At 54.4% G+C, this 23,225-nt stretch carries 26 protein-coding genes, 1 pseudogene and 1 other annotated feature; of the genes and pseudogenes, 20 read left to right on the top strand and 7 right to left on the bottom strand.

What is annotated here, in order from left to right:
• Positions 1-22: 22 nt before the first annotated feature.
• Positions 23-784, top strand: coding sequence for a YciK family oxidoreductase (locus tag OGY07_RS06180; RefSeq protein WP_042283452.1), 762 nt, complete (start codon positions 23-25; stop codon positions 782-784).
• Entirely contained in the window at positions 781-1,371 is a 591-nt protein-coding gene (gene cobO, locus OGY07_RS06175; RefSeq protein WP_042283454.1) for a cob(I)yrinic acid a,c-diamide adenosyltransferase, read from the top strand. Before OGY07_RS06180 ends, cobO begins: the two co-directional genes overlap by 4 nt.
• A 51-nt stretch (positions 1,372-1,422) precedes the next feature.
• On the opposite strand, the gene rluB is transcribed toward cobO, so the two are convergent.
• The 3 genes from rluB to rnm all read right to left on the bottom strand — a co-directional run bounded on the left by rluB (position 1,423) and on the right by rnm (position 3,897).
• Entirely contained in the window at positions 1,423-2,298 is an 876-nt protein-coding gene (rluB, locus tag OGY07_RS06170; RefSeq protein WP_042283455.1) for a 23S rRNA pseudouridine(2605) synthase RluB, read from the bottom strand.
• Positions 2,299-2,398: 100 nt separating this feature from the next.
• The gene (locus OGY07_RS06165) at positions 2,399-3,019 is read right to left on the bottom strand and encodes an L-threonylcarbamoyladenylate synthase (protein ID WP_042283457.1); all 621 of its coding nucleotides are present in this window, start codon (positions 3,017-3,019) and stop codon (positions 2,399-2,401) included.
• Positions 3,016-3,897: an RNase RNM gene (gene rnm, locus OGY07_RS06160; protein ID WP_286599321.1), complete on the bottom strand. Its 882-nt coding sequence runs from the start codon at positions 3,895-3,897 to the stop codon at positions 3,016-3,018. Before rnm ends, OGY07_RS06165 begins: the two co-directional genes overlap by 4 nt.
• 138 nt (positions 3,898-4,035) lie before the next feature.
• Between rnm and trpL the strand changes: the two genes are divergently transcribed.
• From trpL to OGY07_RS06115, 10 genes are all read left to right on the top strand, one after another.
• On the top strand, positions 4,036-4,080 hold the full coding sequence (gene trpL / locus OGY07_RS23345) for a trp operon leader peptide (protein WP_120714939.1): 45 nt from the start codon (positions 4,036-4,038) through the stop codon (positions 4,078-4,080).
• Positions 4,057-4,151: a sequence feature (Trp leader region), on the top strand. (Overlaps the previous gene by 24 nt.)
• A 23-nt stretch (positions 4,152-4,174) precedes the next feature.
• Entirely contained in the window at positions 4,175-5,737 is a 1,563-nt protein-coding gene (trpE, locus tag OGY07_RS06155; protein ID WP_042283462.1) for an anthranilate synthase component I, read from the top strand.
• On the top strand, positions 5,737-7,332 hold the full coding sequence (gene trpD, locus OGY07_RS06150; protein WP_042283463.1) for a bifunctional anthranilate synthase glutamate amidotransferase component TrpG/anthranilate phosphoribosyltransferase TrpD: 1,596 nt from the start codon (positions 5,737-5,739) through the stop codon (positions 7,330-7,332). Before trpE ends, trpD begins: the two co-directional genes overlap by 1 nt.
• 3 nt (positions 7,333-7,335) lie before the next feature.
• On the top strand, positions 7,336-8,694 hold the full coding sequence (gene trpCF / locus OGY07_RS06145) for a bifunctional indole-3-glycerol-phosphate synthase TrpC/phosphoribosylanthranilate isomerase TrpF (RefSeq protein WP_502872424.1): 1,359 nt from the start codon (positions 7,336-7,338) through the stop codon (positions 8,692-8,694).
• Positions 8,695-8,704: 10 nt separating this feature from the next.
• Complete coding sequence (gene trpB / locus OGY07_RS06140; RefSeq protein WP_286599316.1) at positions 8,705-9,898, top strand: tryptophan synthase subunit beta; 1,194 nt, start codon at positions 8,705-8,707, stop codon at positions 9,896-9,898.
• On the top strand, positions 9,898-10,704 hold the full coding sequence (gene trpA, locus OGY07_RS06135; protein ID WP_042283468.1) for a tryptophan synthase subunit alpha: 807 nt from the start codon (positions 9,898-9,900) through the stop codon (positions 10,702-10,704). Before trpB ends, trpA begins: the two co-directional genes overlap by 1 nt.
• 568 nt (positions 10,705-11,272) lie before the next feature.
• Complete coding sequence (locus OGY07_RS06130) at positions 11,273-11,455, top strand: con-10 family general stress protein (protein WP_042283472.1); 183 nt, start codon at positions 11,273-11,275, stop codon at positions 11,453-11,455.
• Between the two features lie 83 nt (positions 11,456-11,538).
• Positions 11,539-12,039, top strand: a complete 501-nt coding sequence (locus OGY07_RS06125) for a YciE/YciF ferroxidase family protein (protein ID WP_042283474.1) — start codon at positions 11,539-11,541, stop codon at positions 12,037-12,039.
• A 60-nt stretch (positions 12,040-12,099) separates the two neighbouring features.
• On the top strand, positions 12,100-12,606 hold the full coding sequence (locus OGY07_RS06120; protein WP_060571304.1) for a ferritin-like domain-containing protein: 507 nt from the start codon (positions 12,100-12,102) through the stop codon (positions 12,604-12,606).
• Positions 12,607-12,625: 19 nt separating this feature from the next.
• Complete coding sequence (locus OGY07_RS06115) at positions 12,626-13,504, top strand: manganese catalase family protein (RefSeq protein WP_042283479.1); 879 nt, start codon at positions 12,626-12,628, stop codon at positions 13,502-13,504.
• A gap of 73 nt (positions 13,505-13,577) precedes the next feature.
• On the opposite strand, the gene ompW is transcribed toward OGY07_RS06115, so the two are convergent.
• Positions 13,578-14,216: an outer membrane protein OmpW gene (ompW, locus tag OGY07_RS06110; RefSeq protein WP_286599311.1), complete on the bottom strand. Its 639-nt coding sequence runs from the start codon at positions 14,214-14,216 to the stop codon at positions 13,578-13,580.
• A gap of 234 nt (positions 14,217-14,450) precedes the next feature.
• Between ompW and OGY07_RS06105 the strand changes: the two are divergent.
• The 5 genes and pseudogenes from OGY07_RS06105 to yciA form a co-directional block, all read left to right on the top strand.
• Positions 14,451-14,528: pseudogene (locus tag OGY07_RS06105) on the top strand (YkgJ family cysteine cluster protein); the annotation flags it as partial.
• 28 nt (positions 14,529-14,556) lie between these two features.
• Positions 14,557-15,300, top strand: coding sequence for a YciC family protein (locus OGY07_RS06100; protein WP_042283485.1), 744 nt, complete (start codon positions 14,557-14,559; stop codon positions 15,298-15,300).
• A 55-nt stretch (positions 15,301-15,355) separates the two neighbouring features.
• The gene (locus OGY07_RS06095; RefSeq protein WP_042283489.1) at positions 15,356-15,895 is read left to right on the top strand and encodes a septation protein A; all 540 of its coding nucleotides are present in this window, start codon (positions 15,356-15,358) and stop codon (positions 15,893-15,895) included.
• Between the two features lie 201 nt (positions 15,896-16,096).
• Complete coding sequence (locus tag OGY07_RS06090) at positions 16,097-18,283, top strand: TonB-dependent siderophore receptor (protein WP_286599309.1); 2,187 nt, start codon at positions 16,097-16,099, stop codon at positions 18,281-18,283.
• A 100-nt stretch (positions 18,284-18,383) separates the two neighbouring features.
• A complete protein-coding gene (yciA, locus tag OGY07_RS06085; RefSeq protein ID WP_042283498.1) occupies positions 18,384-18,785 on the top strand; it encodes an acyl-CoA thioester hydrolase YciA in 402 nt (133 codons plus the stop codon).
• Between the two features lie 70 nt (positions 18,786-18,855).
• Here the strand turns inward: yciA and tonB are convergent, their stop codons facing one another.
• Positions 18,856-19,584, bottom strand: a complete 729-nt coding sequence (tonB, locus tag OGY07_RS06080) for a TonB system transport protein TonB (RefSeq protein ID WP_205612156.1) — start codon at positions 19,582-19,584, stop codon at positions 18,856-18,858.
• A gap of 250 nt (positions 19,585-19,834) precedes the next feature.
• Between tonB and OGY07_RS06075 the strand changes: the two genes are divergently transcribed.
• Positions 19,835-20,131, top strand: coding sequence for a YciI family protein (locus tag OGY07_RS06075; RefSeq protein WP_042283503.1), 297 nt, complete (start codon positions 19,835-19,837; stop codon positions 20,129-20,131).
• 40 nt (positions 20,132-20,171) lie between these two features.
• On the opposite strand, the gene OGY07_RS06070 is transcribed toward OGY07_RS06075, so the two are convergent.
• The gene (locus OGY07_RS06070) at positions 20,172-20,345 is read right to left on the bottom strand and encodes a YciY family protein (RefSeq protein WP_131729057.1); all 174 of its coding nucleotides are present in this window, start codon (positions 20,343-20,345) and stop codon (positions 20,172-20,174) included.
• Between the two features lie 141 nt (positions 20,346-20,486).
• Here OGY07_RS06070 and cls point away from each other — a divergent pair, with 141 nt between their 5' ends.
• Both cls and OGY07_RS06060 read left to right on the top strand, forming a co-directional pair.
• Positions 20,487-21,947 carry a cardiolipin synthase gene (gene cls, locus OGY07_RS06065; protein WP_042283506.1) on the top strand — a complete coding sequence of 487 codons (1,461 nt, stop codon included), beginning with the start codon at positions 20,487-20,489 and terminating at the stop codon, positions 21,945-21,947.
• Positions 21,948-21,981: 34 nt separating this feature from the next.
• Complete coding sequence (locus OGY07_RS06060; protein ID WP_042283511.1) at positions 21,982-22,311, top strand: HI1450 family dsDNA-mimic protein; 330 nt, start codon at positions 21,982-21,984, stop codon at positions 22,309-22,311.
• A gap of 45 nt (positions 22,312-22,356) precedes the next feature.
• On the opposite strand, the gene OGY07_RS06055 is transcribed toward OGY07_RS06060, so the two are convergent.
• A complete protein-coding gene (locus OGY07_RS06055) occupies positions 22,357-23,193 on the bottom strand; it encodes an ion transporter (protein ID WP_286599306.1) in 837 nt (278 codons plus the stop codon).
• Positions 23,194-23,225: the final 32 nt, after the last annotated feature.

Here is a 23,225-nt window from a genome sequence, read left to right as displayed (position 1 = left end):
CGCATGTCGCCGAGGAGTAGCCATGCATTATCAACCCAAACACGATCTTCTTCAGGGCCGCATTATTCTGGTCACCGGGGCCAGCGATGGCATTGGCCGTGAAGCCGCCCTGACCTACGCCCGTTTCGGCGCAAGCGTTATCCTGCTTGGCCGCAATGAGGAGAAATTACGCCACGTCGCAGGCCTGATTGCCACTGAAACGGGCAGCCAGCCGCAGTGGTTCACGCTCGATCTGTTAACCTGTACCGCCGCAGACTGTCACCAGCTTGCACAGCGCATTGCCGGACAGTATCCGCGACTGGATGGTGTGCTGCATAACGCGGGATTGTTGGGAGACATCTGTCCCATGAGCGAACAGGACCCACAGGTCTGGCAGCAGGTTATGCAGGTCAATGTCAACGCGACGTTTATGCTCACCCAGGCGTTGCTTCCTTTATTACTCAAGTCGGATTCCGGATCGCTGGTTTTCACCTCTTCCAGCGTGGGCCGCCAGGGACGAGCGAACTGGGGGGCCTATGCCACGTCCAAATTCGCCACCGAAGGGATGATGCAGGTGCTGGCTGATGAATATCAAAACCGTTCCCTGCGCGTTAACTGCATCAATCCTGGCGGTACCCGCACAAGCATGCGCGCCAGCGCTTTTCCGACGGAAGATCCGCAAAAACTCAAAACTCCCGCCGACATTATGCCGCTGTATTTGTGGCTGATGGGCGACGACAGCCGTCGTAAAACCGGCATGACCTTCGACGCCCAACCGGGCCGTAAACCAGGAATCGCGCAATGAGTGAAGAACGCTATCAGCAGCGCCAGCAGCGGGTAAAAGACAACGTTGACGCACGCGTTGCCCAGGCGCAGGAAGAACGCGGCATTATTATCGTGTTTACCGGTAATGGTAAGGGGAAAACCACCGCCGCGTTCGGTACGGCAACCCGCGCCGTCGGGCATGGTAAAAAGGTGGGCGTCGTACAGTTTATCAAAGGCACCTGGCCGAACGGCGAACGTAACCTGCTTGAACCTCATGGCGTCGAGTTTCAGGTGATGGCGACCGGGTTTACCTGGGAAACGCAAAACCGCGAATCAGATACCGCCGCCTGTCTGGCGGTATGGGAACACGGTAAGCGAATGCTGGCGGACCCTACGCTGGATATGGTAGTTCTCGACGAGCTGACCTATATGGTGGCCTATGATTATCTACCACTGGATGAGGTGATTACGGCGCTGAATGACCGACCCCATCAGCAGACGGTGATCATTACCGGGCGCGGCTGTCATCGGGATATTCTCGAACTGGCCGATACCGTCAGCGAACTCCGTCCGGTGAAGCATGCCTTCGAAGCGGGCGTCAAAGCTCAGATGGGTATTGATTACTAGGTAAAGGAACCGGAAGGCGGCGTAGACGCCCTCCGGCATAGCGACAGGCAATCAGCCGTTATTGTTCCGTCCACCTGAACGACGACCGCCGCTCATTTGGCTATGACGCTTCACCGCACGACGAATCTGATTGGCCTTCATGCGACGACGGTCTTTTTCAACCGCCACTTTTGAAGTGGTTTCCGGCGGCAGTTCTACCAGCTCACGCAGATAGTTTGTTTGCGCCAGATCCAGCTCGGTCCAGCCGCCACGCGGCAGGCCTTTCGGCAGCGGAATATCGCCGTAGCGTACGCGGATAAGACGGCTTACCTGCACACCCACCGCTTCCCACAGGCGGCGCACTTCACGGTTGCGTCCTTCAGTCAGGGTGACGTTATACCACTGATTAATGCCTTCGCCCCCGCTGAACTTGATGGTTTTGAACGCTGCCGGACCGTCTTCCAACTGAACGCCGCGGCTGAGATCGCGAATTTTCGCGTCATCGATCTGGCCAAAGACGCGGACCGCATATTCACGCTCGACTTCACGGCTCGGGTGCATCAAACGGTTCGCCAGTTCACCGTCAGTCGTAAACAGCAGCAAACCGCAGGTGTTCACGTCCAGTCGTCCTACCGCAATCCAGCGCGCGCCGCGCAGCTTGGGTAAACGGTCGAACACGGTCGGACGCCCTTCCGGATCGTTGCGGGTACAGAGTTCGCCTTCCGGCTTGTAGTAAGCCAGCACACGGCAGATTTGTTCCGCGGACTCTTTTACCGAAATCAGGTGCCCATCGATACGGATCTTCAAACCCGGGGTGACGTCAACGCGATCGCCAAGCGTCGCGATCTTGCCGTCAACACTCACGCGGCCTGCTTCGATAATGGATTCGATTTCACGGCGAGAGCCGTGGCCGGCGCGCGCCAGCACTTTTTGTAACTTTTCGCTCATAGAGCTTCCTTCAGGTGTCGCCTTCACAGGCGTCGAACAGGAGAATTAACGGCGCCGTTAAGCGCCATTTAAAGGCCGCGTAGTATACAGAGTTGCGACCTTATAAGAAAGGTTTAACGTCTCCAACCCCTTCACGCAACACCACGGGCGCATCGTCGGTTAAATCAATCACCGTGGTCGGCTGCTGTCCCAGATAACCGCCGTGAATAATCAGGTCCACCTGTTTTTCGAGGCGGTCTTTGATCTCTTCCGGATCGGACTCGGTAAATTCGCTGCCAGGCAGCATCAACGAGGTAGAGAGCATCGGCTCGCCGAGCGCCTCCAGCAGTTCAAGTGCGATGGGGTTCGACGGCACGCGCAAACCGATGGTTTTGCGTTTTTCCTGTAGCAGGCGCCGCGGCACCTCTTTCGTTCCTTTCAGAATAAAGGTGTAATTCCCCGGTGTGTTGTTCTTGATCAGGCGAAACGCCACGTTATCGACAAACGAATAGGTCGACAATTCCGACAGGTCGCGACACATCAGGGTAAAGTTATGGCCGTCCGGCAGCTGGCGAATTCGGCAAATGCGCTCCATCGCCCCTTTGTCTTCAATTTTACAACCAAGCGCGTAGCCGGAATCGGTAGGATAAACAATCACCCCGCCTTTGCGGACAATTTCAACGGCCTGGTTAATCAGGCGCTGCTGCGGGTTATCAGGATGGATATAAAAAAACTGACTCATACTTCCCTCACTGTGGTGTTCTGTGGCTGTTCCCACAACTGCCAGACGCCTTCCACGCCAGCCGGCAGCCAGAGCTTACGCCCCAGCTCTATCCACGGGCACGGCTGATGAAAATCAGACCCTTGCGATGCCCATAGCTGATGCTGACGGGCAAGGGTGGCCAGTTGCGTTCGCTCGTTGGGAGACTGCTGACACTGCGCAACCTCCATCGCGTCGCCGCGATGGTCAGCAAAATGCGCCACCAGTCTTTTCAGCCACTTGGCGCTAAGGTTATACCGCCCCGGATGAGCCAGCACCGCCTTACCGCCGGAATGATGAATGACATCAATAGCTTGTTCTATTGTACACCACTGCGGCGGAACGTATCCGGTTTTCCCTCGCGCAAGATACTTTTTGAAGACATCGGCCATGGTCGTCGCTTTACCGCACTCCACGAGGAAGCGGGCAAAATGCCCCCGTGTCACCACGCCACCGTCAGCAAGGCGCAGCGCCCCTTCCCATGCGCCGGGAATGTGGGCTTTCTCCAGACGCTCGGCAATGCGCTTTGCCCGCTGCTGACGGCGTTCGGTTTGTTCCGCCAGAAACACGCACATCGCCGGGTGGGCGATGTCAATATTCAGGCCAACAATATGGATCTCATGATTCTCCCACAGCGTGGAGATCTCAACACCGGGGATCAGGGTCAGCGGCAGGGCTGATCGTGAAATTTCTTCGCTTGCCGCCGGGATCGCGGCTGTGGTGTCATGGTCGGTAATCGCCAGCGTGCCAACGCGCATCTCGACAGCCCGGTGGACTAATTCTTCCGGCGTCAATCGTCCGTCGGACGCCGTGGTATGGCTGTGCAGATCGTAAATCACTGCGTAATTCGTGTCGCTCAAGGCGAACTCCCGTCTTCATATAAATGGACTTGCCTGCGCATCATAACGGTTTCAGCAAATTAACTGAAATCAGGTATTGACAATATGCCACCGAACTAGTTAACTAGTACGAAAGTTCACTTAGAAAAGGGTATCACAATGCAAGCATGCTTCATTCTTCACGGTTGGTGGCGCACTTCCTGACTTCGGGCAGTGTACTTGTGCATACTAACCGCACCCAGATACCCGGCCCGCCTGCAAGCGGGCTTTTTTTTGAGCAAAATTAATGAGAACAACAATGCAGACATCAAAACCTACACTTGAGCTGATTACCTGCGACGCCGCGTACCGCGAGAACCCCACGGCGTTGTTTCATCAGGTTTGCGGCAACCGGCCAGCGACGCTGCTGCTGGAGTCCGCGGATATTGACAGCAAAAACGATTTAAAAAGCCTGCTACTGGTTGACAGCGCGCTACGCATCACCGCTATGGGTGACACTGTCACGTTACAGGCATTATCCGCGAACGGCGCCGCGTTGCTGAACCTGATGGATACCGCCCTGCCCGCAGGCGTGGAGAATGCCCCGCAGCCGGATGGCCGCCTGCTTCGCTTCCCTTCCGTCAGCCCCTTACTCGATGAAGACGCCAGGCTGTGCTCACTGTCGGTCTTTGACGCGTTTCGCATTCTGCAGACGCTGGTGACCGTTCCGGCAGAAGAACGCGAAGCCATGTTCTTCGGCGGCCTCTTTGCTTACGATCTGGTCGCGGGGTTTGAAGATTTACCGCAGCTTGAGGCAAATAACCGCTGCCCGGACTACTGCTTCTATCTGGCGGAAACACTGATGGTGATCGACCATCAGAAAAAGAGCACCCGCATTCAGGCCAGCCTGTTCACCAGCGATGACAACGAACGGCAGCGGCTTAACGCGCGTCTGGCGCATCTGAGCCAGCAGCTCAACGAACCCGCGCCGCCGTTACCTGTGGTCTCCGTGGCGCAAATGCGCTGCGAGTGTAATCAGAGCGATGAAGAATTTGGCGCCGTGGTGCGCACGATGCAAAAAGCCATTCGCGCTGGCGAAATTTTCCAGGTCGTGCCCTCCCGTCGTTTTTCGCTGCCCTGCCCGTCGCCGCTGGCAGCCTACTACGTACTGAAGAAAAGCAACCCCAGCCCGTATATGTTCTTTATGCAGGACAATGATTTCACCCTGTTTGGCGCCTCACCTGAAAGCTCACTGAAATATGACGCTACCAGTCGTCAGATTGAAATTTACCCGATTGCCGGTACACGTCCGCGTGGCCGTCGCGCCGACGGTTCGCTGGACCGCGACCTCGACAGCCGTATTGAGCTTGAAATGCGCACCGATCATAAAGAGCTTTCCGAACACCTGATGCTGGTGGATCTGGCGCGTAATGACCTCGCTCGCATTTGTACGCCGGGCAGCCGCTATGTTGCCGACCTGACTAAAGTCGATCGCTATTCATACGTGATGCACCTGGTTTCCCGCGTCGTCGGCGAGCTACGCCGCGATCTCGACGTGCTGCATGCGTATCGCGCCTGTATGAACATGGGTACCCTGAGCGGCGCGCCGAAGGTACGGGCCATGCAACTGATTGCCGACGCCGAGGGACAGCGACGCGGCAGCTACGGCGGCGCCGTAGGCTATTTTACCGCTCACGGCGATCTGGATACCTGCATCGTGATTCGTTCGGCCCTGGTTGAAGACGGGATCGCCACCGTGCAGGCGGGTGCCGGCATCGTGCTGGATTCGGTTCCGCAGTCTGAAGCCGATGAAACCCGTAATAAAGCGCGCGCGGTTCTGCGTGCCATCGCGACCGCGCATCACGCACAGGAGACGTTCTGATGGCTGATATTCTGCTGCTCGATAACATTGATTCATTCACCTATAACCTGGCAGATCAGCTGCGTACCAACGGCCATAACGTAGTGATTTACCGTAACCATATCCCGGCTCAGACCCTGATTGACCGCCTCGCCACCATGAAAAATCCGGTGCTGATGCTCTCTCCGGGGCCGGGCGCGCCGAGCGAAGCGGGCTGCATGCCAGAACTGCTGACGCGTCTGCGCGGTAAACTGCCGATCATTGGCATCTGCCTTGGGCATCAGGCGATTGTGGAAGCCTACGGCGGCTATGTCGGTCAGGCCGGTGAGATTCTTCACGGTAAAGCGTCGAGCATTGAGCACGACGGGCAGGCAATGTTTGCCGGTCTGAGCAACCCTCTGCCAGTGGCGCGCTACCATTCGCTGGTGGGCAGTAATGTCCCGGCGGGGCTGACCATTAACGCGCATTTTAACGGCATGGTGATGGCGGTCCGTCACGATGCTGACCGGGTCTGCGGTTTTCAGTTCCACCCGGAGTCGATCCTCACCACCCAGGGCGCGTTGCTGCTCGAACAAACGCTGGCCTGGGCGCAACAGAAGCTGGAGCCAACCAATACGCTGCAGCCTGTTCTGGAAAAACTGTATCAGGCGCAAACCCTGAGCCAGCAGGAAAGCCATCAGCTTTTCTCTGCGGTCGTCCGCGGTGAACTGAAACCAGAACAGCTGGCGGCGGCGCTGGTCAGTATGAAAATTCGCGGTGAACATCCGCTGGAGATTGCCGGCGCGGCCACAGCCCTGCTGGAAAACGCCGCCCCGTTCCCGCGCCCGAACTATCCGTTCGCGGATATCGTGGGGACCGGCGGCGACGGTAGCAACAGCATTAATATTTCTACGGCCAGCGCGTTTGTCGCGGCGGCATGTGGCCTGAAAGTCGCTAAACACGGCAACCGCAGCGTATCCAGTAAATCCGGGTCGTCGGATCTGCTGGCCGCTTTCGGCATCAACCTCGACATGAATGCCGACAAATCGCGTCAGGCGCTGGACGAGCTCGGCGTCTGCTTTCTGTTCGCGCCGAAATACCACACCGGTTTCCGCCATGCAATGCCGGTACGCCAGCAGTTGAAAACCCGTACGCTGTTTAACGTGCTCGGCCCGCTGATTAACCCGGCGCATCCGCCCCTGGCGCTGATCGGCGTCTACAGCGCGGAACTGGTGCTGCCGATCGCCGAAACGCTGCGCGTGTTGGGTTATCAGCGCGCGGCGGTGGTGCACAGCGGCGGCATGGACGAAGTGTCCCTGCATGCGCCGACGATTGTGGCGGAACTCCATGACGGCGAAATCAAAAGTTATCAGCTCACCGCGGAAGACTTCGGCCTGACGCCGTACCATCAGGAACAGCTGGCGGGGGGAACGCCGGAAGAAAACCGTGACATTCTGACACGCTTGCTACAAGGTAAAGGCGAAGCCGCGCACGAGGCTGCTGTCGCCGCAAATGTCGCGATGCTGATGCGACTGCATGGTGAAGAAGATCTGAAAGCTAATGCGCAAACTGTCCTGGACGTTCTGCGCAGTGGTTCCGCTTATGACCGAGTCACCGCACTGGCGGCAAGAGGGTAAATGATGCAAACCGTTTTAGCGAAAATCGTCGCAGACAAGGCGATTTGGGTAGAAGCCCGCAAACAACAACAGCCGCTGGATACATTCCAACAGGATGTCCAGCCGAGCACGCGTCATTTCTACGACGCGTTACAGGGGGCGCGCACAGCCTTTATTCTGGAATGTAAAAAGGCCTCTCCGTCGAAGGGCGTGATCCGCGACGATTTTGATCCGGCGCGCATTGCCGATGTGTATAAGCACTATGCGTCGGCGATTTCCGTCCTCACTGACGAGAAATATTTCCAGGGCAGCTTCGATTTCCTGCCGCTCGTCAGCCAGGTCGCGCCGCAGCCGATTCTGTGCAAAGACTTTATCATCGATCCGTACCAGATCTACCTTGCGCGCCACTATCAGGCCGACGCCTGCCTGCTGATGCTGTCGGTACTCGATGATGAACAGTATCGCCAGCTTGCCGCCGTCGCCCACAGCCTGAAAATGGGGGTGCTGACGGAAGTGAGCAACGAAGAAGAGCTGGAGCGCGCCATTGCGCTCGGGGCGAAAGTGGTCGGCATTAATAACCGCGATCTGCGCGATCTGTCGATTGATTTAAACCGTACCCGCCAGCTTGTGCCGAAACTGGGTCACGGCGTGACGGTCATCAGCGAGTCGGGTATCAACACCTACGGTCAGGTCCGCGAGCTCAGCCACTTTGCTAACGGTTTTCTGATTGGCTCTGCGTTAATGGCATATGACGATCTCAACGCCGCTGTGCGTCGCGTCCTGCTGGGGGAAAATAAAGTCTGCGGGCTGACGCGCCCGGAAGATGCGAAAACGGCTTATGAGTCGGGCGCGATCTACGGCGGGCTGATTTTCGTTCCTACCTCCCCCCGCTTCGTTACTGACGAACAGGCACAGCAGGTGAAAGCCGCCGCGCCGTTGCAGTATGTGGGCGTGTTCCGCAACGCTGAAATCGCCGACGTTTGCGACAAAGCGAGTCGACTGATGCTGGCTGCCGTCCAGTTGCATGGCGGCGAAGACCAGGCTTACGTTGATGCGCTACGCGCCGCGCTGCCTGCACAGGTGCAGATCTGGAAGGCGCTGAGCGTTGGCGAAACGCTCCCGGCGCGGGATTATCGGTCTGTCGACAAATACGTGCTGGATAACGGCCAGGGCGGCAGCGGCCAGCGTTTCGACTGGTCGCTATTGCAGGGACAGGCGCTGGATAACGTTCTGTTAGCAGGTGGGCTTGGCGCAGATAACTGCGTCGAGGCCGCGAAAGCCGGCTGCGCCGGTCTCGATTTCAATTCAGGTGTAGAGTCACAGCCGGGCGTCAAAGATGCACGCCTTCTGGCATCGGTATTTTCGACACTGCGCGCATATTAAGGAAAAGGACATGACAACATTACTTAATCCCTATTTTGGTGAATTTGGCGGCATGTACGTGCCGCAGATACTGATGCCCGCGCTGCGCCAACTGGAAGAGGCGTTCGTCAGCGCGCAGAAAGACCCGGCGTTTCAGGCCCAGTTTACCGACCTGCTGAAAAACTATGCGGGTCGTCCCACCGCGCTAACGAAGTGCCAGAACATTACGGCGGGCACCCGCACCACGCTGTATCTGAAGCGCGAGGATTTGCTGCACGGCGGCGCGCATAAAACCAACCAGGTATTAGGCCAGGCGCTACTGGCAAAGCGAATGGGCAAAACCGAGATCATCGCGGAAACCGGCGCCGGACAGCATGGCGTTGCGTCGGCGCTGGCCAGCGCGTTGCTCGGCCTGAAATGCCGTATCTACATGGGCGCGAAGGACGTTGAGCGCCAGTCGCCCAACGTGTTTCGTATGCGTCTGATGGGTGCTGAGGTCATTCCCGTTCACAGCGGTTCCGCGACGCTGAAAGATGCCTGTAATGAGGCGCTGCGCGACTGGTCTGGCAGCTACGAATCCGCCCACTATATGCTCGGCACTGCGGCAGGCCCGCATCCTTTCCCGACCATTGTACGCGAATTCCAGCGCATGATCGGCGAAGAAACCAAAGCGCAAATCCTTGAAAAAGAAGGACGTTTGCCGGACGCCGTTATTGCCTGCGTCGGTGGCGGTTCCAACGCTATCGGGATGTTTGCTGACTTTATTAATGAAACCAGCGTCGGGTTGATTGGCGTTGAACCAGGCGGTCACGGAATAGAAACAGGCGAACATGGCGCCCCGCTTAAGCATGGCCGCGTCGGGATTTACTTCGGTATGAAAGCGCCAATGATGCAGACTGAAGAGGGTCAAATCGAAGAGTCTTACTCAATTTCCGCGGGTCTGGATTTCCCGTCGGTGGGGCCGCAGCACGCTTATCTGAACAGCACCGGGCGTGCCGATTATGTGTCGATTACCGACGACGAAGCGCTGGATGCGTTCAAAACGCTGTGCCGTCATGAAGGGATTATCCCGGCGCTGGAATCCTCCCACGCATTGGCCCATGCGCTGAAAATGATGCGTGAGAACACGGAGAAAGAGCAACTGTTGGTGGTAAACCTCTCCGGACGCGGCGACAAAGACATCTTTACGGTACACGATATTCTGAAAGCGCGAGGGGAAATCTGATGGAACGCTACGAAACGCTGTTTGCACAACTGAACGATCGCAAGGAAGGCGCCTTTGTCCCCTTCGTGACTCTCGGCGACCCCGGCGTGGAACAGTCGCTCAGCATTATCGATACCCTGATAGAGGCTGGCGCTGACGCGCTGGAGCTGGGGATCCCTTTCTCCGATCCGTTAGCCGATGGCCCGACTATTCAGAGCGCAACCCTGCGCGCTTTTGCCGCAGGCGTTACGCCAGGCCAGTGTTTTGAGATGCTGGCGGCCATTCGCGCTAAGCATCCAACGATCCCGATTGGTCTGCTGATGTACGCGAATCTGGTATTCAGTAAGGGCATTGATGAATTTTATGCGCAGTGTGAAAAGGTCGGCGTGGATTCGGTACTGGTTGCCGATGTGCCGGTAGAAGAATCCGCCCCCTTCCGTCAGGCTGCGCTACGCCACAATGTCGCGCCAATTTTCATCTGCCCGCCCAATGCGGACGATGACCTGCTGCGCCAGATTGCCTCCTACGGTCGCGCCTACACTTACCTGGTGTCTCGCGCAGGGGTGACCGGGGCCGAGAACCGGGCGGCGCTGCCATTGCACCATCTGGTAGAAAAGCTGAAGGAATATCACGCTGCGCCTTCCCTGCAAGGTTTCGGTATCTCGGCGCCGGAACAAGTATCCGCCGCCATTGACGCCGGTGCGGCAGGTGCGATATCGGGTTCAGCGATTGTAAAAATCATCGAGAAAAATATCGACACTCCTGAGCAGATGCTCAGCGAACTAAAAACCTTCGTCAGCGATATGAAAGCGGCCACCCGCCGTTAACACATCCCAGGCCGCCAGATTCATGCTGGCGGCCTGCTCCGTTGCGTGACGTCAACGCACTCAAGCCATGAACAGGTTTCCATAACTTTTCCTTCAGTCTGCTGTAATAGCAGGTTTTTTTGGTTGGTTACGCCTCCCGTCTGCTGCCTGCAGCCGCGTTTATACGACCTGCACCCTCAAAAAATCTGCATCAATAGAAAATTTTCCTTCATGGATTTTGAACACCCACGGTTTGCCAGGATTAATCCTAAAGCCCTGAGCCCAGACAACGCTTAAACGTCAGTTAGCCGCAGTTAACGTAAGTTAATGTCAGCATTACGTTTATCATTAACATAACCACACATTATGGTAACGTAAGTTATTAGTTGAAAGGTTAACGATATGTCGCTAAGCCACTCATTTTTAACGGGCTACTATTAAATAATTAATATCGCAGCAAAATTATTTTCACCGCAACCAGAACAGCCGCTTAAATTTGACTATCTGCTGATAGCGACTAATTTTAGAAGGGTGACGACAACGGTCACAAATTAACATTTATATATATTAACGAAACAGGAGAAATAACATGGCCGAACATCGTGGTGGTTCAGGAAATTTCGCCGAAGATCGTGAAAAAGCATCAGAAGCAGGCCGCAAAGGCGGTCAGCATAGCGGCGGGAATTTTAAAAATGACCCGCAACGTGCTTCTGAAGCAGGTAAAAAGGGTGGCCAGAATAGCCACGGCGGAAATAAATCCGACAAATCATGATTTAATTGTTTCCACAACAACATGATTTCTCGAAGCATGCTGCGAGTCTTCGGGCTCGCAGTATTAATCTCAGGAGAATACCAATGAATATGAAGACTGTTGAAGACGTTTTTATCCATCTACTTTCAGACACCTACAGCGCAGAAAAACAATTGACTCGTGCTCTGTCGAAATTATCCAGAGCCGCCTCTAACGAAAAATTAATCCAGGCGTTTCAGGCTCACCTTGAAGAAACGCAGGGTCAGATTGAGCGTATCGATCAGGTCGTTGAATCTGAAGCCGGTATTAAAGTGAAGCGCATGAAGTGCGTGGCGATGGAAGGCCTGATTGAAGAAGCGAATGAGGTCATTGAAAGCACTGAGAAAAACGAAGTGCGTGACGCCGCCCTGATTGCTGCTGCGCAAAAAGTTGAACACTATGAAATTGCAAGCTACGGCACTCTGGTAACGCTTGCCGAACAGCTGGGCTATACCAAAGCCGTCAAACTGCTAAAAGAAACGCTGGAAGAAGAAAAAGCCACTGATTTAAAACTTACCGATTTAGCAATTGGTAATGTGAATAAAAAAGCCGGAAATAAATCCTGATAATTTTATTTCCTGTTTTTAACCCACGCTGCTTTTAATTATTTTCTGAGGACATAACCAATGAATGCGATTGAACATTATCATGACTGGCTTCGTGACGCCCATGCTATGGAAAAACAAGCCGAATCGATGCTCGAATCAATGGCGAGCCGCATCGATAATTACCCTGACTTGCGTGCAAGAATTGAACAACATATTAGCGAAACCAAGCATCAAATTACGGTTCTGGAAGGTATTCTCGACCGCAATAATATTTCCCGCTCGGTTATCAAAGATTCAATGAGTAAAATGGCCGCGCTTGGTCAGTCTATCGGCGGAATGTTCCCTTCCGACGAGATCGTGAAAGGGTCAATTAGCGGCTACGTTTTTGAGCAATTCGAAATTGCCTGCTATACCTCCCTGCTCGCAGCTGCGCAAAAAGCAGGCGATACCGCGTCTATTCCTGCCATTGAATCCATCCTTAATGAGGAAAAACAAATGGCTGACTGGCTGATTAAACATATTCCTGACACAACAGAACAATTCCTGCTGCGCTCTGAAGCAGACGGCGTAGAAGCGAAAAAATAAATTATTATCAGGAGGCAGAATGTTTCGACACGTTAAACAACTTCAATATACGGTGCGAGTCAGTGAGCCTAATCCTGGTTTAGCAAATCTTTTGCTGGAGCAATTTGGCGGCCCTCAGGGCGAACTGGCTGCTGCATGTCGTTACTTTACCCAGGGGCTGGGTGATGATGATGCAGGACGCAAAGAGATGCTGATGGACATAGCGACCGAGGAACTGAGCCATCTGGAAATCATCGGTTCGCTGGTAGGCATGCTGAATAAAGGCGCAAAGGGCGCGCTGGCTGAAGGTACGGAAAACGAAGCTGAGCTGTATCGTTCCCTTACCGCTAACGGCAACGATAGCCACATTACTTCCCTGCTCTATGGCGGCGGCCCTGCCCTGACCAACTCCGCAGGCGTGCCGTGGACAGCGGCTTATATCGACACAATCGGCGAAGTGACCGCCGATCTGCGATCCAACATCGCCGCTGAAGCACGGGCAAAAATTATTTACGAGCGGCTGATTAACGTCACAGACGATCCCGGCGTTAAAGACGCGCTGGCGTTTCTGATGACCCGTGAAGCTGCGCACCAGTTGTCGTTTGAAAAGGCGCTGTACTCAATTCGCAATAACTTCCCGCCGGGTAAATTGCCGCCTGTCGAGCAGTACACCAACGTGTACTACAACATGTCTCAGGGCGACGATCCGCGCGGTAGCTGGAACAGTGACGAGAACTTTGAATATGTTGCCGAACCGATGCCAGCCGTTGACGGCGGTGACGGTCTGGCTACCGTCAAACTGACGAAACAGCAGCAAACGCTGTTAAAAGCGATGGCGGAAAGAACCAAGTCCGATCCGTCGGCCGACCCGCTCACCGGTGCAGAACTCGGTCAAGGCGAGCCGCAGGAAAAGCAGTAATAGCGTGAAGAAATAATTCCGTGTGTGTCATGTCCTTATTGACCCCGTAAATACGGGGTCTTTTTTTATGGCATCAGAAACGATAACCGGCGGAGAACATAAATACCCACGGGTCGAGACGAATGTCATCATGCTGTTTGACACCGGCGAGCTTATAGTCTGCGGTAGTATCGATGTCCATATACCAGACGGACATGTTAATTAGCCAGTCACGGTTGATGAGATAATCCATCCCAACCTGCCCCGCCGCGCCCCAGGAGTCCTTCAGGCTAAGATCGGAAACCCCGGTATTTTTCCCATTTTCATTGACGTCATTATCAAAGAAGGTTGTGTAGTTTACGCCTACCCCGACATAAGGACGCAGCTTGCTGCTGGAATCGCCAAAATACCATTGCGCCATCAGTGTTGGCGGTAAATGGTGAACGGTTGCGATATCACCGGTCGCCTGCGTGCCGACCTTATGGCGGAACGGTGTCGCCGCCAGTAATTCAACGCCGATGTTATCGGTTGCCATGTAGGTAAAGGTCAGGCCGAGTTGGGTATTGTTACTGACGTTAAAACCGCCCAGATGGCCTAATGTGCCGTCTGCGCCTTCTGTCGGACGAACCGTCGCCGAGCCTGCCCGAATAAAAAACTCGCCAGCTTCATGCGCATAGACGCCGCCAGAGAGAAGTGTACTTACTGCCAACGCCGCCACTGTTAACTTTTTCATATCCGCTCCATCGTTATGGTTATAACTGCGTGACGAATATACCTACATTGGAGTAATAAGTGATCTAACCTGGATCACATTACGTCGTGTAATTTAACATTTATTGATCCAGATTAATTTAGAAGTAGCATTCAAAATCCTGGTTATTGTCATTCAGATCAAATTTGAAATATTTTCATAAAGTGAATATCTTTTGAGCAATCGTCAAAGCCAGCGCCTGTGTATTGCTTCCTGCTTTACAAAGATATGCTTTTCCATACAACCGTTGATGCTGCCACTGCGCCTTTATCCAGGGTACAATTGCCCGCTTAATAACACCTGCAAAACTCAAGGAGAGTGCATGTCTATCACGGCGAAGTCCGTATACCGTGACACCGGGAATTTTTTCCGTAATCAATTTTTAACCATCCTGCTGATCTCGCTGCTGTGCGCGTTTATCACGGTGGTATTAGGGCATGCCTTCTCACCCAGCGATGCGCAAATCGCGCAGTTGAGTGAAGGGGATCATCTGGCCGGGAGCGCTGGCTTGTTCGAGCTGGTGCAAAATATGACGCCAGAGCAGCAGCAGATCCTCCTGCGTGCGTCGGCGGCGTCCACGTTCTCCGGCCTTATCGGTAATGCCGTCCTCGCCGGTGGCGTGTTGTTAATGATCCAGCTCATTTCCGCAGGCCACCGCGTGAGCGCGCTGCGTGCTATTGGCGCCAGCGCGCCGGTGCTGCCAAAACTGTTCATTCTGATTTTGCTGACCACGCTGCTGGTGCAACTGGGGATTATGCTGATTGTGGTGCCCGGCATTCTGCTGGCCATCGTATTGGCTCTGGCCCCGGTGATGCTGGTGCAGGATAAGATGGGCATATTTGAGGCCATGCGTAACAGCATGCGTCTGGCGTGGGCGAACATGCGACTGGTGGCCCCGGCCGTCATCGGTTGGCTGTTGGCAAAAACGCTGCTGTTACTGTTCGCATCGAGCTTTGCCGCCTTTGACCCGAACGTTGGCGCGGTGATCGCAAATACGTTGAGCAATTTGATCTCTGCCGTATTGCTCATCTACCTGTTCCGTTTGTATATGTTGATTCGCCAATAACCCCTTACGCGTCGCAGGCCTTTTCGCCCGACGCTTTTGATTACGGAATTGAACAATGAAGCAGTTTCTCGATTTTTTACCGCTGGTGGTCTTCTTTGTTTTTTACAAAGTCTATGACATCTATGCCGCCACCTCCGCGCTGATTGTGGCAACGGCCATCGTGCTTATCTACAGTTGGGTTCGCTACCGCAAGGTAGAGAAAATGGCGCTGATTACTTTTGTTCTGGTCGCCGTGTTTGGTGGGCTGACGATCTTCTTCCATAACGATGAGTTTATTAAGTGGAAAGTCACGGTCATTTATGGCCTGTTTGCCAGCGCGTTGCTGATCAGCCAGTGGGTAATGAAAAAACCGCTGATTCAGCGCATGTTGGGTAAAGAACTGACGCTGCCGCAAGCAGTGTGGTCGAAGCTCAACCTCGCGTGGGCGGTGTTCTTTATTCTGTGCGGCCTCGCGAATATTTATATCGCGTTCTGGCTACCGCAAAATATCTGGGTGAACTTTAAAGTGTTTGGCCTGACCGCGCTGACGCTGATTTTTACCCTGCTCAGCGGCGTCTATATTTATCGACATATGCCGCAGGAAGACAAATCCTGAACCGCTTTCGATGCCAGGCCTGAAAGCCTGGCTTTTTTTTCTCCCCTCCCGGTATCACCTGTTCTGCACTTTTCCTTTGTTATCGATCCATAAATTGGGTGAATCATGAAGATATTGTGGAGATTGCCTTCCCGATATTGTAATGAGAATGCTTATCATTGATATTCCGTATCGCGTTTTTAACAATAGGGATGTCCGTTGATGATTTCGATAATAAAAAGCTCTCCGCGCCCTCTGGCGCTCTTGATTGCCGCAGCATTGAGTGGAAATGCGTTCGCTGCAGACGACGCGATGAATGACGGTGAAACCATGGTCGTGCAGGCCACCGCCGAAGAAGCCCTTAAGCAGCAGCCAGGGGTGTCTGTCATTACCGCCAAAGACATTGAAAAACACCCTCCCGTTAACGATCTCTCCGATATTATTCGCACTATGCCGGGGGTTAACCTGACGGGTAACAGCGCCAGCGGCAGCCGGGGCAATAACCGTCAGATAGACATTCGCGGTATGGGTCCGGAAAACACCCTTATTTTGATTGACGGCGTACCGGTAACGTCCAGAAACTCGGTACGCTATAGCTGGCGCGGCGAGCGGGACACCCGGGGTGATACCAACTGGGTGCCTGCGGAAATGGTTGAGCGCATTGAGGTTCTGCGCGGCCCGGCGGCGGCACGCTACGGCTCTGGCGCCGCTGGCGGCGTGGTGAATATCATCACCAAACAGCCAACAAACGACTGGCACGGCTCGCTTTCTCTCTATACCAACCAGCCCGAGAACAATAAAGAAGGCGCGACCAAGCGCGCAAACTTCAACCTGAGTGGGCCGCTCATTGACGATGTACTGACGATGCGCCTGTACGGAAACATTAACAAAACCGACGCCGACGCCGCGGACATCAATACCCAACAAAACGGCTCCTATGCCGCCGGACGTGAAGGGGTACGCAACAAAGATATTAATGCCCTGCTCTCCTGGAAACTGACGCCGCAGCAGATTGTCGATTTTGACTACAGCTACAGCCGTCAGGGGAATATTTACGCAGGCGACACTCAGTACAGTAACAGCAACGTCAGCCCTAATGGTCTGGTCAACACGCTATACGGTGAAGAAACTAACCGGATGTACCGTCAGTCATGGGGCTTAACCCATAACGGGATCTGGGACTGGGGACAGTCAAAATTCGGCGTCTATTACGAAAAAACCAATAATACGCGGATGCAGGAAGGCTCGACCGGGAAAGTGGAGGGAATGATCAATAATACCGATTACTCCACCAGCCGCCTGGAGTCGTATCGTTCTTCTGGCGAACTGAACATTCCGGTCTTCTGGCTGGTCGATCAAACCCTGACCCTTGGGGCCGAATGGAGCCGCGATGAACTAAACGATCCGGCATCGATGCAGGCGACCAGCGCATCCGGCGTGCAGATTGGCAATGTCTCCGGCGACGCTTCTGACCGTAGCACGAAAAACAGCGCCACCCTGACCGGTATTTATCTTGAAGATAACATCCAGGCGCGCCCAGGAACGGACATCATCCCGGGGATCCGCTTTGACTATCACAACGACTTCGGCAGTAACTGGAGCCCCAGCCTGAACATGTCCCAGGAGCTTGGCGACATGTTTAAGCTAAAAGCCGGGATTGCGCGGGTCTTCAAAGCGCCAAACCTGTATCAGTCCAGCGAAGGCTATCTGCTGTCCACACGCGGCAACGGCTGCCCGAATAATATCGCCACGGGCAGTTGCTACCTGCTGGGCAACCCGGACCTGGATCCGGAAATCAGCATCAATAAAGAGATCGGTCTTGAATTTAACTATGACGGCTGGGATGCGGGCATAACCTGGTTCCGTAACGACTACAAAAATAAGATTGTTTCGGGAACGGACATCATCGGCTACGCCTCTAACGGCAACAACATTCTGCAGTGGGAAAACGGCGGCAAAGCAATAGTCGAAGGTCTGGAAGGTAACGTGGTGATCCCGCTGCTGCCGGACACCCTGAGCTGGCGCACCAATGCGACCTACATGATCAAATCGGAAAATAAGGACACCGGTAACCCACTGTCGGTTATTCCTAAGTACACGATCAATACCATGCTGGACTGGCAGGTTAACGATAAATTCTCGACAAACCTCCAGTGGACGCAGTATGGCCGTCAGAAACCGCGTGAGTACGCCGAAACGCGTAACGAGACCGGCGCAATGTCGGATAAAGAAATCGGCGCCTACGCGATTGTCGGCATTGGCGCGAATTATCAGATGACAAAGAATCTGCGACTTAATGCGGGCATCAGTAACCTGTTCGATAAGCAGATTTATCGTGAAAACGACGGCGCGTCGACCTACAACGAACCAGGCCGGGCATATTACGCTGGCGTCACCATGTCATTTTAATCTCTCCAACGCCCGCCTCGCGGGCGTTTCCCCTCTGTTATCCATGCGAAAATCATAGTAGCATCGCGGCTGGAATTTTTTCTCTCTACTCGGTTTTACCATGACAACAACAACTAACGTCCCTCAGGGCGAACTGGTTTTACGCACACTGGCCATGCCCGCCGACACAAACGCCAATGGCGATATTTTTGGCGGCTGGCTGATGTCACAAATGGATATTGGCGGCGCGATTCAGGCGAAAGAGATTGCTCATGGCCGCGTGGTAACCGTCCGCGTGGAAGGAATGAGCTTTCTGCGCCCGGTAGCCGTGGGCGATGTCGTGTGCTGTTACGCGCGCTGCGTGAAGCGCGGAACCACCTCGGTGAGTATTAATATTGAAGTCTGGGTGAAGAAAGTGGCGTCAGAGCCCATTGGCCAGCGCTACAAAGCAACCGAAGCGCTGTTTATCTATGTTGCGGTTGATCCGGACGGAAAGCCGCGCCCGCTGCCGGTGCAGGACTGATATCGGAAACCTGCCTCAACAGTGCCGGAGGACGGTGTACTGTCCTCCGGCTGCGGATTTATACGATTCATTACTCGATCTGTGTGGTGCCGTTCAGACGGAAGACAATATTGACCACCAGCCCAGAACCGGGTTTACCCGCTTCGTAGCGCCATCTGCGCATCGCATTCTTCACTTCACGCTCGAACATATTGGCAGGTTGGGCAGAAAGAATTTGCACATTGTCCACCCGACCGTCTGCAGTCACATCAAATTTCACCTTCACCCGCCCTTCAATACGTAACGCCTGCGCGCGCGCCGGATACTGCGGCTGATTACGGCGCAGGGCGCGCGGTCCTGACGGCACGGCGACAGCAGGTTTGCTGGTTGCCGCCGCGCTACGGGTCGTCGGACGCGCAGACGCGTTAGTGTCAAACGGTGATGCCGGACGCGGCTCCGCGGGCTTAACGTCCCGTTTCGGCTGCTCCTCGACCTTTTTCACCGGCTTCGGTTTGGGTTTCGGCTTTGGCTTGGGTTTCGGTTTTTCGATCACCACCGGCGCTTCTTTTGGCGGTTCGGGGGTAATTTCAGGTTCCGGCTCGGGTTCAGGCTCAACGACCGGTTGCGGCGGCGGCTGAACCGCCTGAGGCGGTTCCAGGTCTGCCGGAGAGACCATCGTTACGGAGATAGGCTGCGCAGGCGCGGGCAGTTCAATAACCTGATGTACCGAGGTATATAAGAGTCCCGCAACCAGCGCGCCATGAATGGCAACAGAGAGCAGCGTCGGCCAGGGGAAGCGACGAGGTAAATCAAGGGTCATTGAAGTCATAATCGTTTCAGTTGAAAAACCAGACCTCAATTTTAAATGCAAATAGCAATCATATTCAATAAGGCATCACGGTCGGCGGCATTTAAAAACCAAATTCTGGCGAAAAAATCCTTGCTATCGCTGTGGCCTTAACAAAGCTGACATCTTTGCGTTGCAGTCAGGTGACCTTTCCAATAACGTATTTACACACTCGATTTGCCTGTTTGCGTCCCATGACGTTTCTGATTAAGGAGCCTTATACGTGCTTTATGTTATCTATGCTCAGGATCACGCCGATTCGCTGGAAAAACGCCTTTCCGTCCGCCCTGCTCATCTGGCGCGTCTGCAGTTGCTTCGCGATGAAGGTCGTTTGTTGACCGCAGGTCCAATGCCCGCGGTCGACAGCAACGATCCGGGTGCGGCGGGTTTTACCGGCTCAACGGTCATTGCAGAATTTGATTCACTGGAAGACGCGCAAAAGTGGGCGGAAGCCGATCCGTATGTGGCCGCCGGGGTGTATGCCCAGGTGTCGGTTAAGCCCTATAAGAAAACGTTTTAAACCGTGGTTCTTTGGGCACCGCAGGCGGTGCCCGTGTTGCTCAGACGCTGTGGATCGCAAACAGCAGCGCGTTACGCTGATGGTTGAGGATACACTTTCTGATTGAGTGGATCCGCATATTGCGACGTGACTGCCCTTCAAGCCAACGCGCTTTTCGGCGACTGGCCTGACGCAGCATACGCCAGCGTCCCACTTCCGTTCTACTCCGCTTCATGTGACTTACTCTTACAGTGCAAGAGTCTGCATTATACGCCTCGTCGCCAGGCAGGCTAGCGCTTTTCCCGCGTTTTTATTTGCCAGATTAATCCTGACGCGTAAACTCTTAACAATGCGCTTTCAAAAGGATTTTTAAACTATGACAACCTTCTACACGGTGGTGAGTTGGCTGGTCATTCTGGGCTACTGGGTGCTCATTGCCGGTGTAACATTACGTATATTAATGAAACGACGCGCGGTGCCTTCCGCCATGGCCTGGCTGCTGATCATTTATATACTGCCGCTGGTCGGGATCATCGCTTATCTTTCCGTTGGAGAACTTCACTTAGGCAAACGTCGCGCTGAACGCGCGCGGGCAATGTGGCCTTCCACGGCCAAATGGTTAAACGATCTCAAATCCTGCAAACACATTTTCGCCGAAGAAAACAGCAGCGTGGCGTCCTCGCTGTTTAAACTTTGCGAACGTCGCCAGGGCATTGCCGGCGTCAAGGGCAACCAGCTCCAGTTGCTGACCGACACCGACGATGTGATGCAGGCGCTGATCCGGGACATCCAGTTGGCGCGGCATAACATCGAGATGGTCTTTTATATCTGGCAGCCGGGCGGCATGGCCGATCAGGTTGCGGAGTCGCTGATGGCGGCCGCGCGTCGCGGCATTCACTGCCGTCTGATGCTCGACTCCGCTGGCAGCGTGGCGTTCTTCCGCAGCCCATGGGCGGCGATGATGCGTAACGCCGGGATAGAAGTGGTTGAAGCGCTCAAGGTGAACCTGCTTCGCGTCTTCCTGCGGCGCATGGACCTGCGTCAGCACCGTAAAATGGTGATGATTGACAACTACATTGCCTATACCGGCAGCATGAATATGGTGGATCCGCGCTACTTCAAACAAGACGCCGGCGTCGGCCAGTGGGTGGACTTAATGGCGCGCATGGAAGGTCCGGTTGCGACTGCGATGGGCATCGTCTACTCCTGCGACTGGGAGATCGAAACCGGCAAGCGCATTTTGCCCCCGCCGCCGGACGTCAATATTATGCCTTTCGAGCAGGCCAGCGGTCACACGATCCACACCATTGCATCCGGCCCCGGCTTCCCGGAGGATTTGATTCATCAGGCGCTGCTGACCGCCGCATATTCCGCACGTGAATATTTGATCATGACGACGCCCTACTTCGTGCCCAGCGACGATTTGCTGCACGCCATCTGTACCGCCGCCCAGCGCGGCGTGGACGTCAGCATAATTCTTCCCCGCAAGAACGATTCCCTGCTGGTTGGCTGGGCCAGCCGCGCGTTCTTTAGCGAACTGCTGGCGGCAGGCGTCAAAATCTATCAGTTCGAAGGCGGCCTGTTACATACCAAAAGCGTCCTGGTGGACGGTGAGCTGAGTCTTGTCGGTACGGTCAATCTGGATATGCGCAGCCTGTGGCTGAATTTCGAAATCACGCTGGTGATCGATGATGCCGGATTCGGCGGCGATCTCGCCGCGGTGCAGGACGACTATATCTCCCGCTCGCGGTTGCTGGATGCCCGTTTGTGGGTAAAACGCCCACTCTGGCAGCGGATTGCCGAGCGACTGTTTTACTTCTTCAGTCCATTGCTGTAAAACGTGCCCAATAGTAGGTAAACAGGTAGTCATTATGGATATGGATCTGAACAATCGCCTGACTGAAGATGAAACGCTTGAGCAGGCTTACGATATTTTTCTCGAACTGGCGGCCGATAACCTCGACCCGGCAGACATAATTCTGTTCAATTTACAGTTCGAAGAACGCGGTGGAGCGGAATTGTTTGATCCGTCTGAAGACTGGCAGGAACACGTCGATTACGACCTGAATCCTGATTTCTTTGCCGAGGTAGTGATTGGGCTTGCCGACAGTGAAGACGGCGAGATTAACGATATTTTTGCCCGCGTTCTCCTGTGTCGCGAAAAAGACCATAAGCTCTGCCATATTCTCTGGCGCGAATAACCCTCCGTCATGCCGGAAAGCCGCCCGCTTTCCGGCGTTCTTCCCTTACCCCGGTAATTTACTGCCACAGTGGTTGCAATACCGCGCGCTGTTTTCGTGCTTGCTTTGCTGGCAGTGCGGACACTTGCGCGGCTGATTATCCTTTTGAAACGCGGTACTCATATGGGTAGTAATTAAGCCGGTTGGGATAGCAATCACCGAATAGCCAATCAGGATCAACAGCGAGGCAACAATCCGCCCAAGCGGCGTATGTGGCGTGATATCGCCATATCCGACGGTGGTGACCGTCACTATCGCCCAGTAGACAGAAGCGTTCAGCGTAGTAAAACCGTATTTCGGCCCCTCGATGAGATACATCAGCGTGCCGAAAATAATCATGACGATGGCGATGAAAGAATAAAACAGAATCAACTGATGCCGCGCGCTGACAATTGCCTGCCAAAATACGCGCAAAGAAGGCATAAAGCGCAGCAGCTTTAAGATACGCAATACGCGGATCGCCCGCATGGCGCGCCAGGCAAAGACATAATTCAGGCTGATCTCCGGCCATAGCCACATAACGTAGAGCGGCAGTATGGTGGCTAAATCAATTATTCCCCAAAAACTGAACACATATTTTGCCGGGTTCGGCCAACTGAGCAGACGCAGCAAATATTCGACGGTGAAAATTAGCGTGACGAACAGTTCCAGCCAGACAAAAAGATGCCATTCGTCATAGGTCAGGTGATACTGGGTTCCCAGTCCCGATTCGACAAAAATAATGACCACGCTGATCAGCGCAAACAGCGCGCACAGACCTTCAAAGCGCCGCCCCGAGCGGGTATTCAGATCAAATAAGGTGTGGTAAAGACGACGCCGAATCGACGATAAAGAAAGTGACACGGTAACCTCACAATAAAAAACAGGGCTGACGT

The organism is Citrobacter sp. Cs237, assembly GCF_030332325.1.
Taxonomy (GTDB): Bacteria; Pseudomonadota; Gammaproteobacteria; order Enterobacterales; family Enterobacteriaceae; genus Citrobacter_A; species Citrobacter_A sedlakii.
This window is presented reverse-complemented; position numbering and strand designations above follow the sequence as displayed.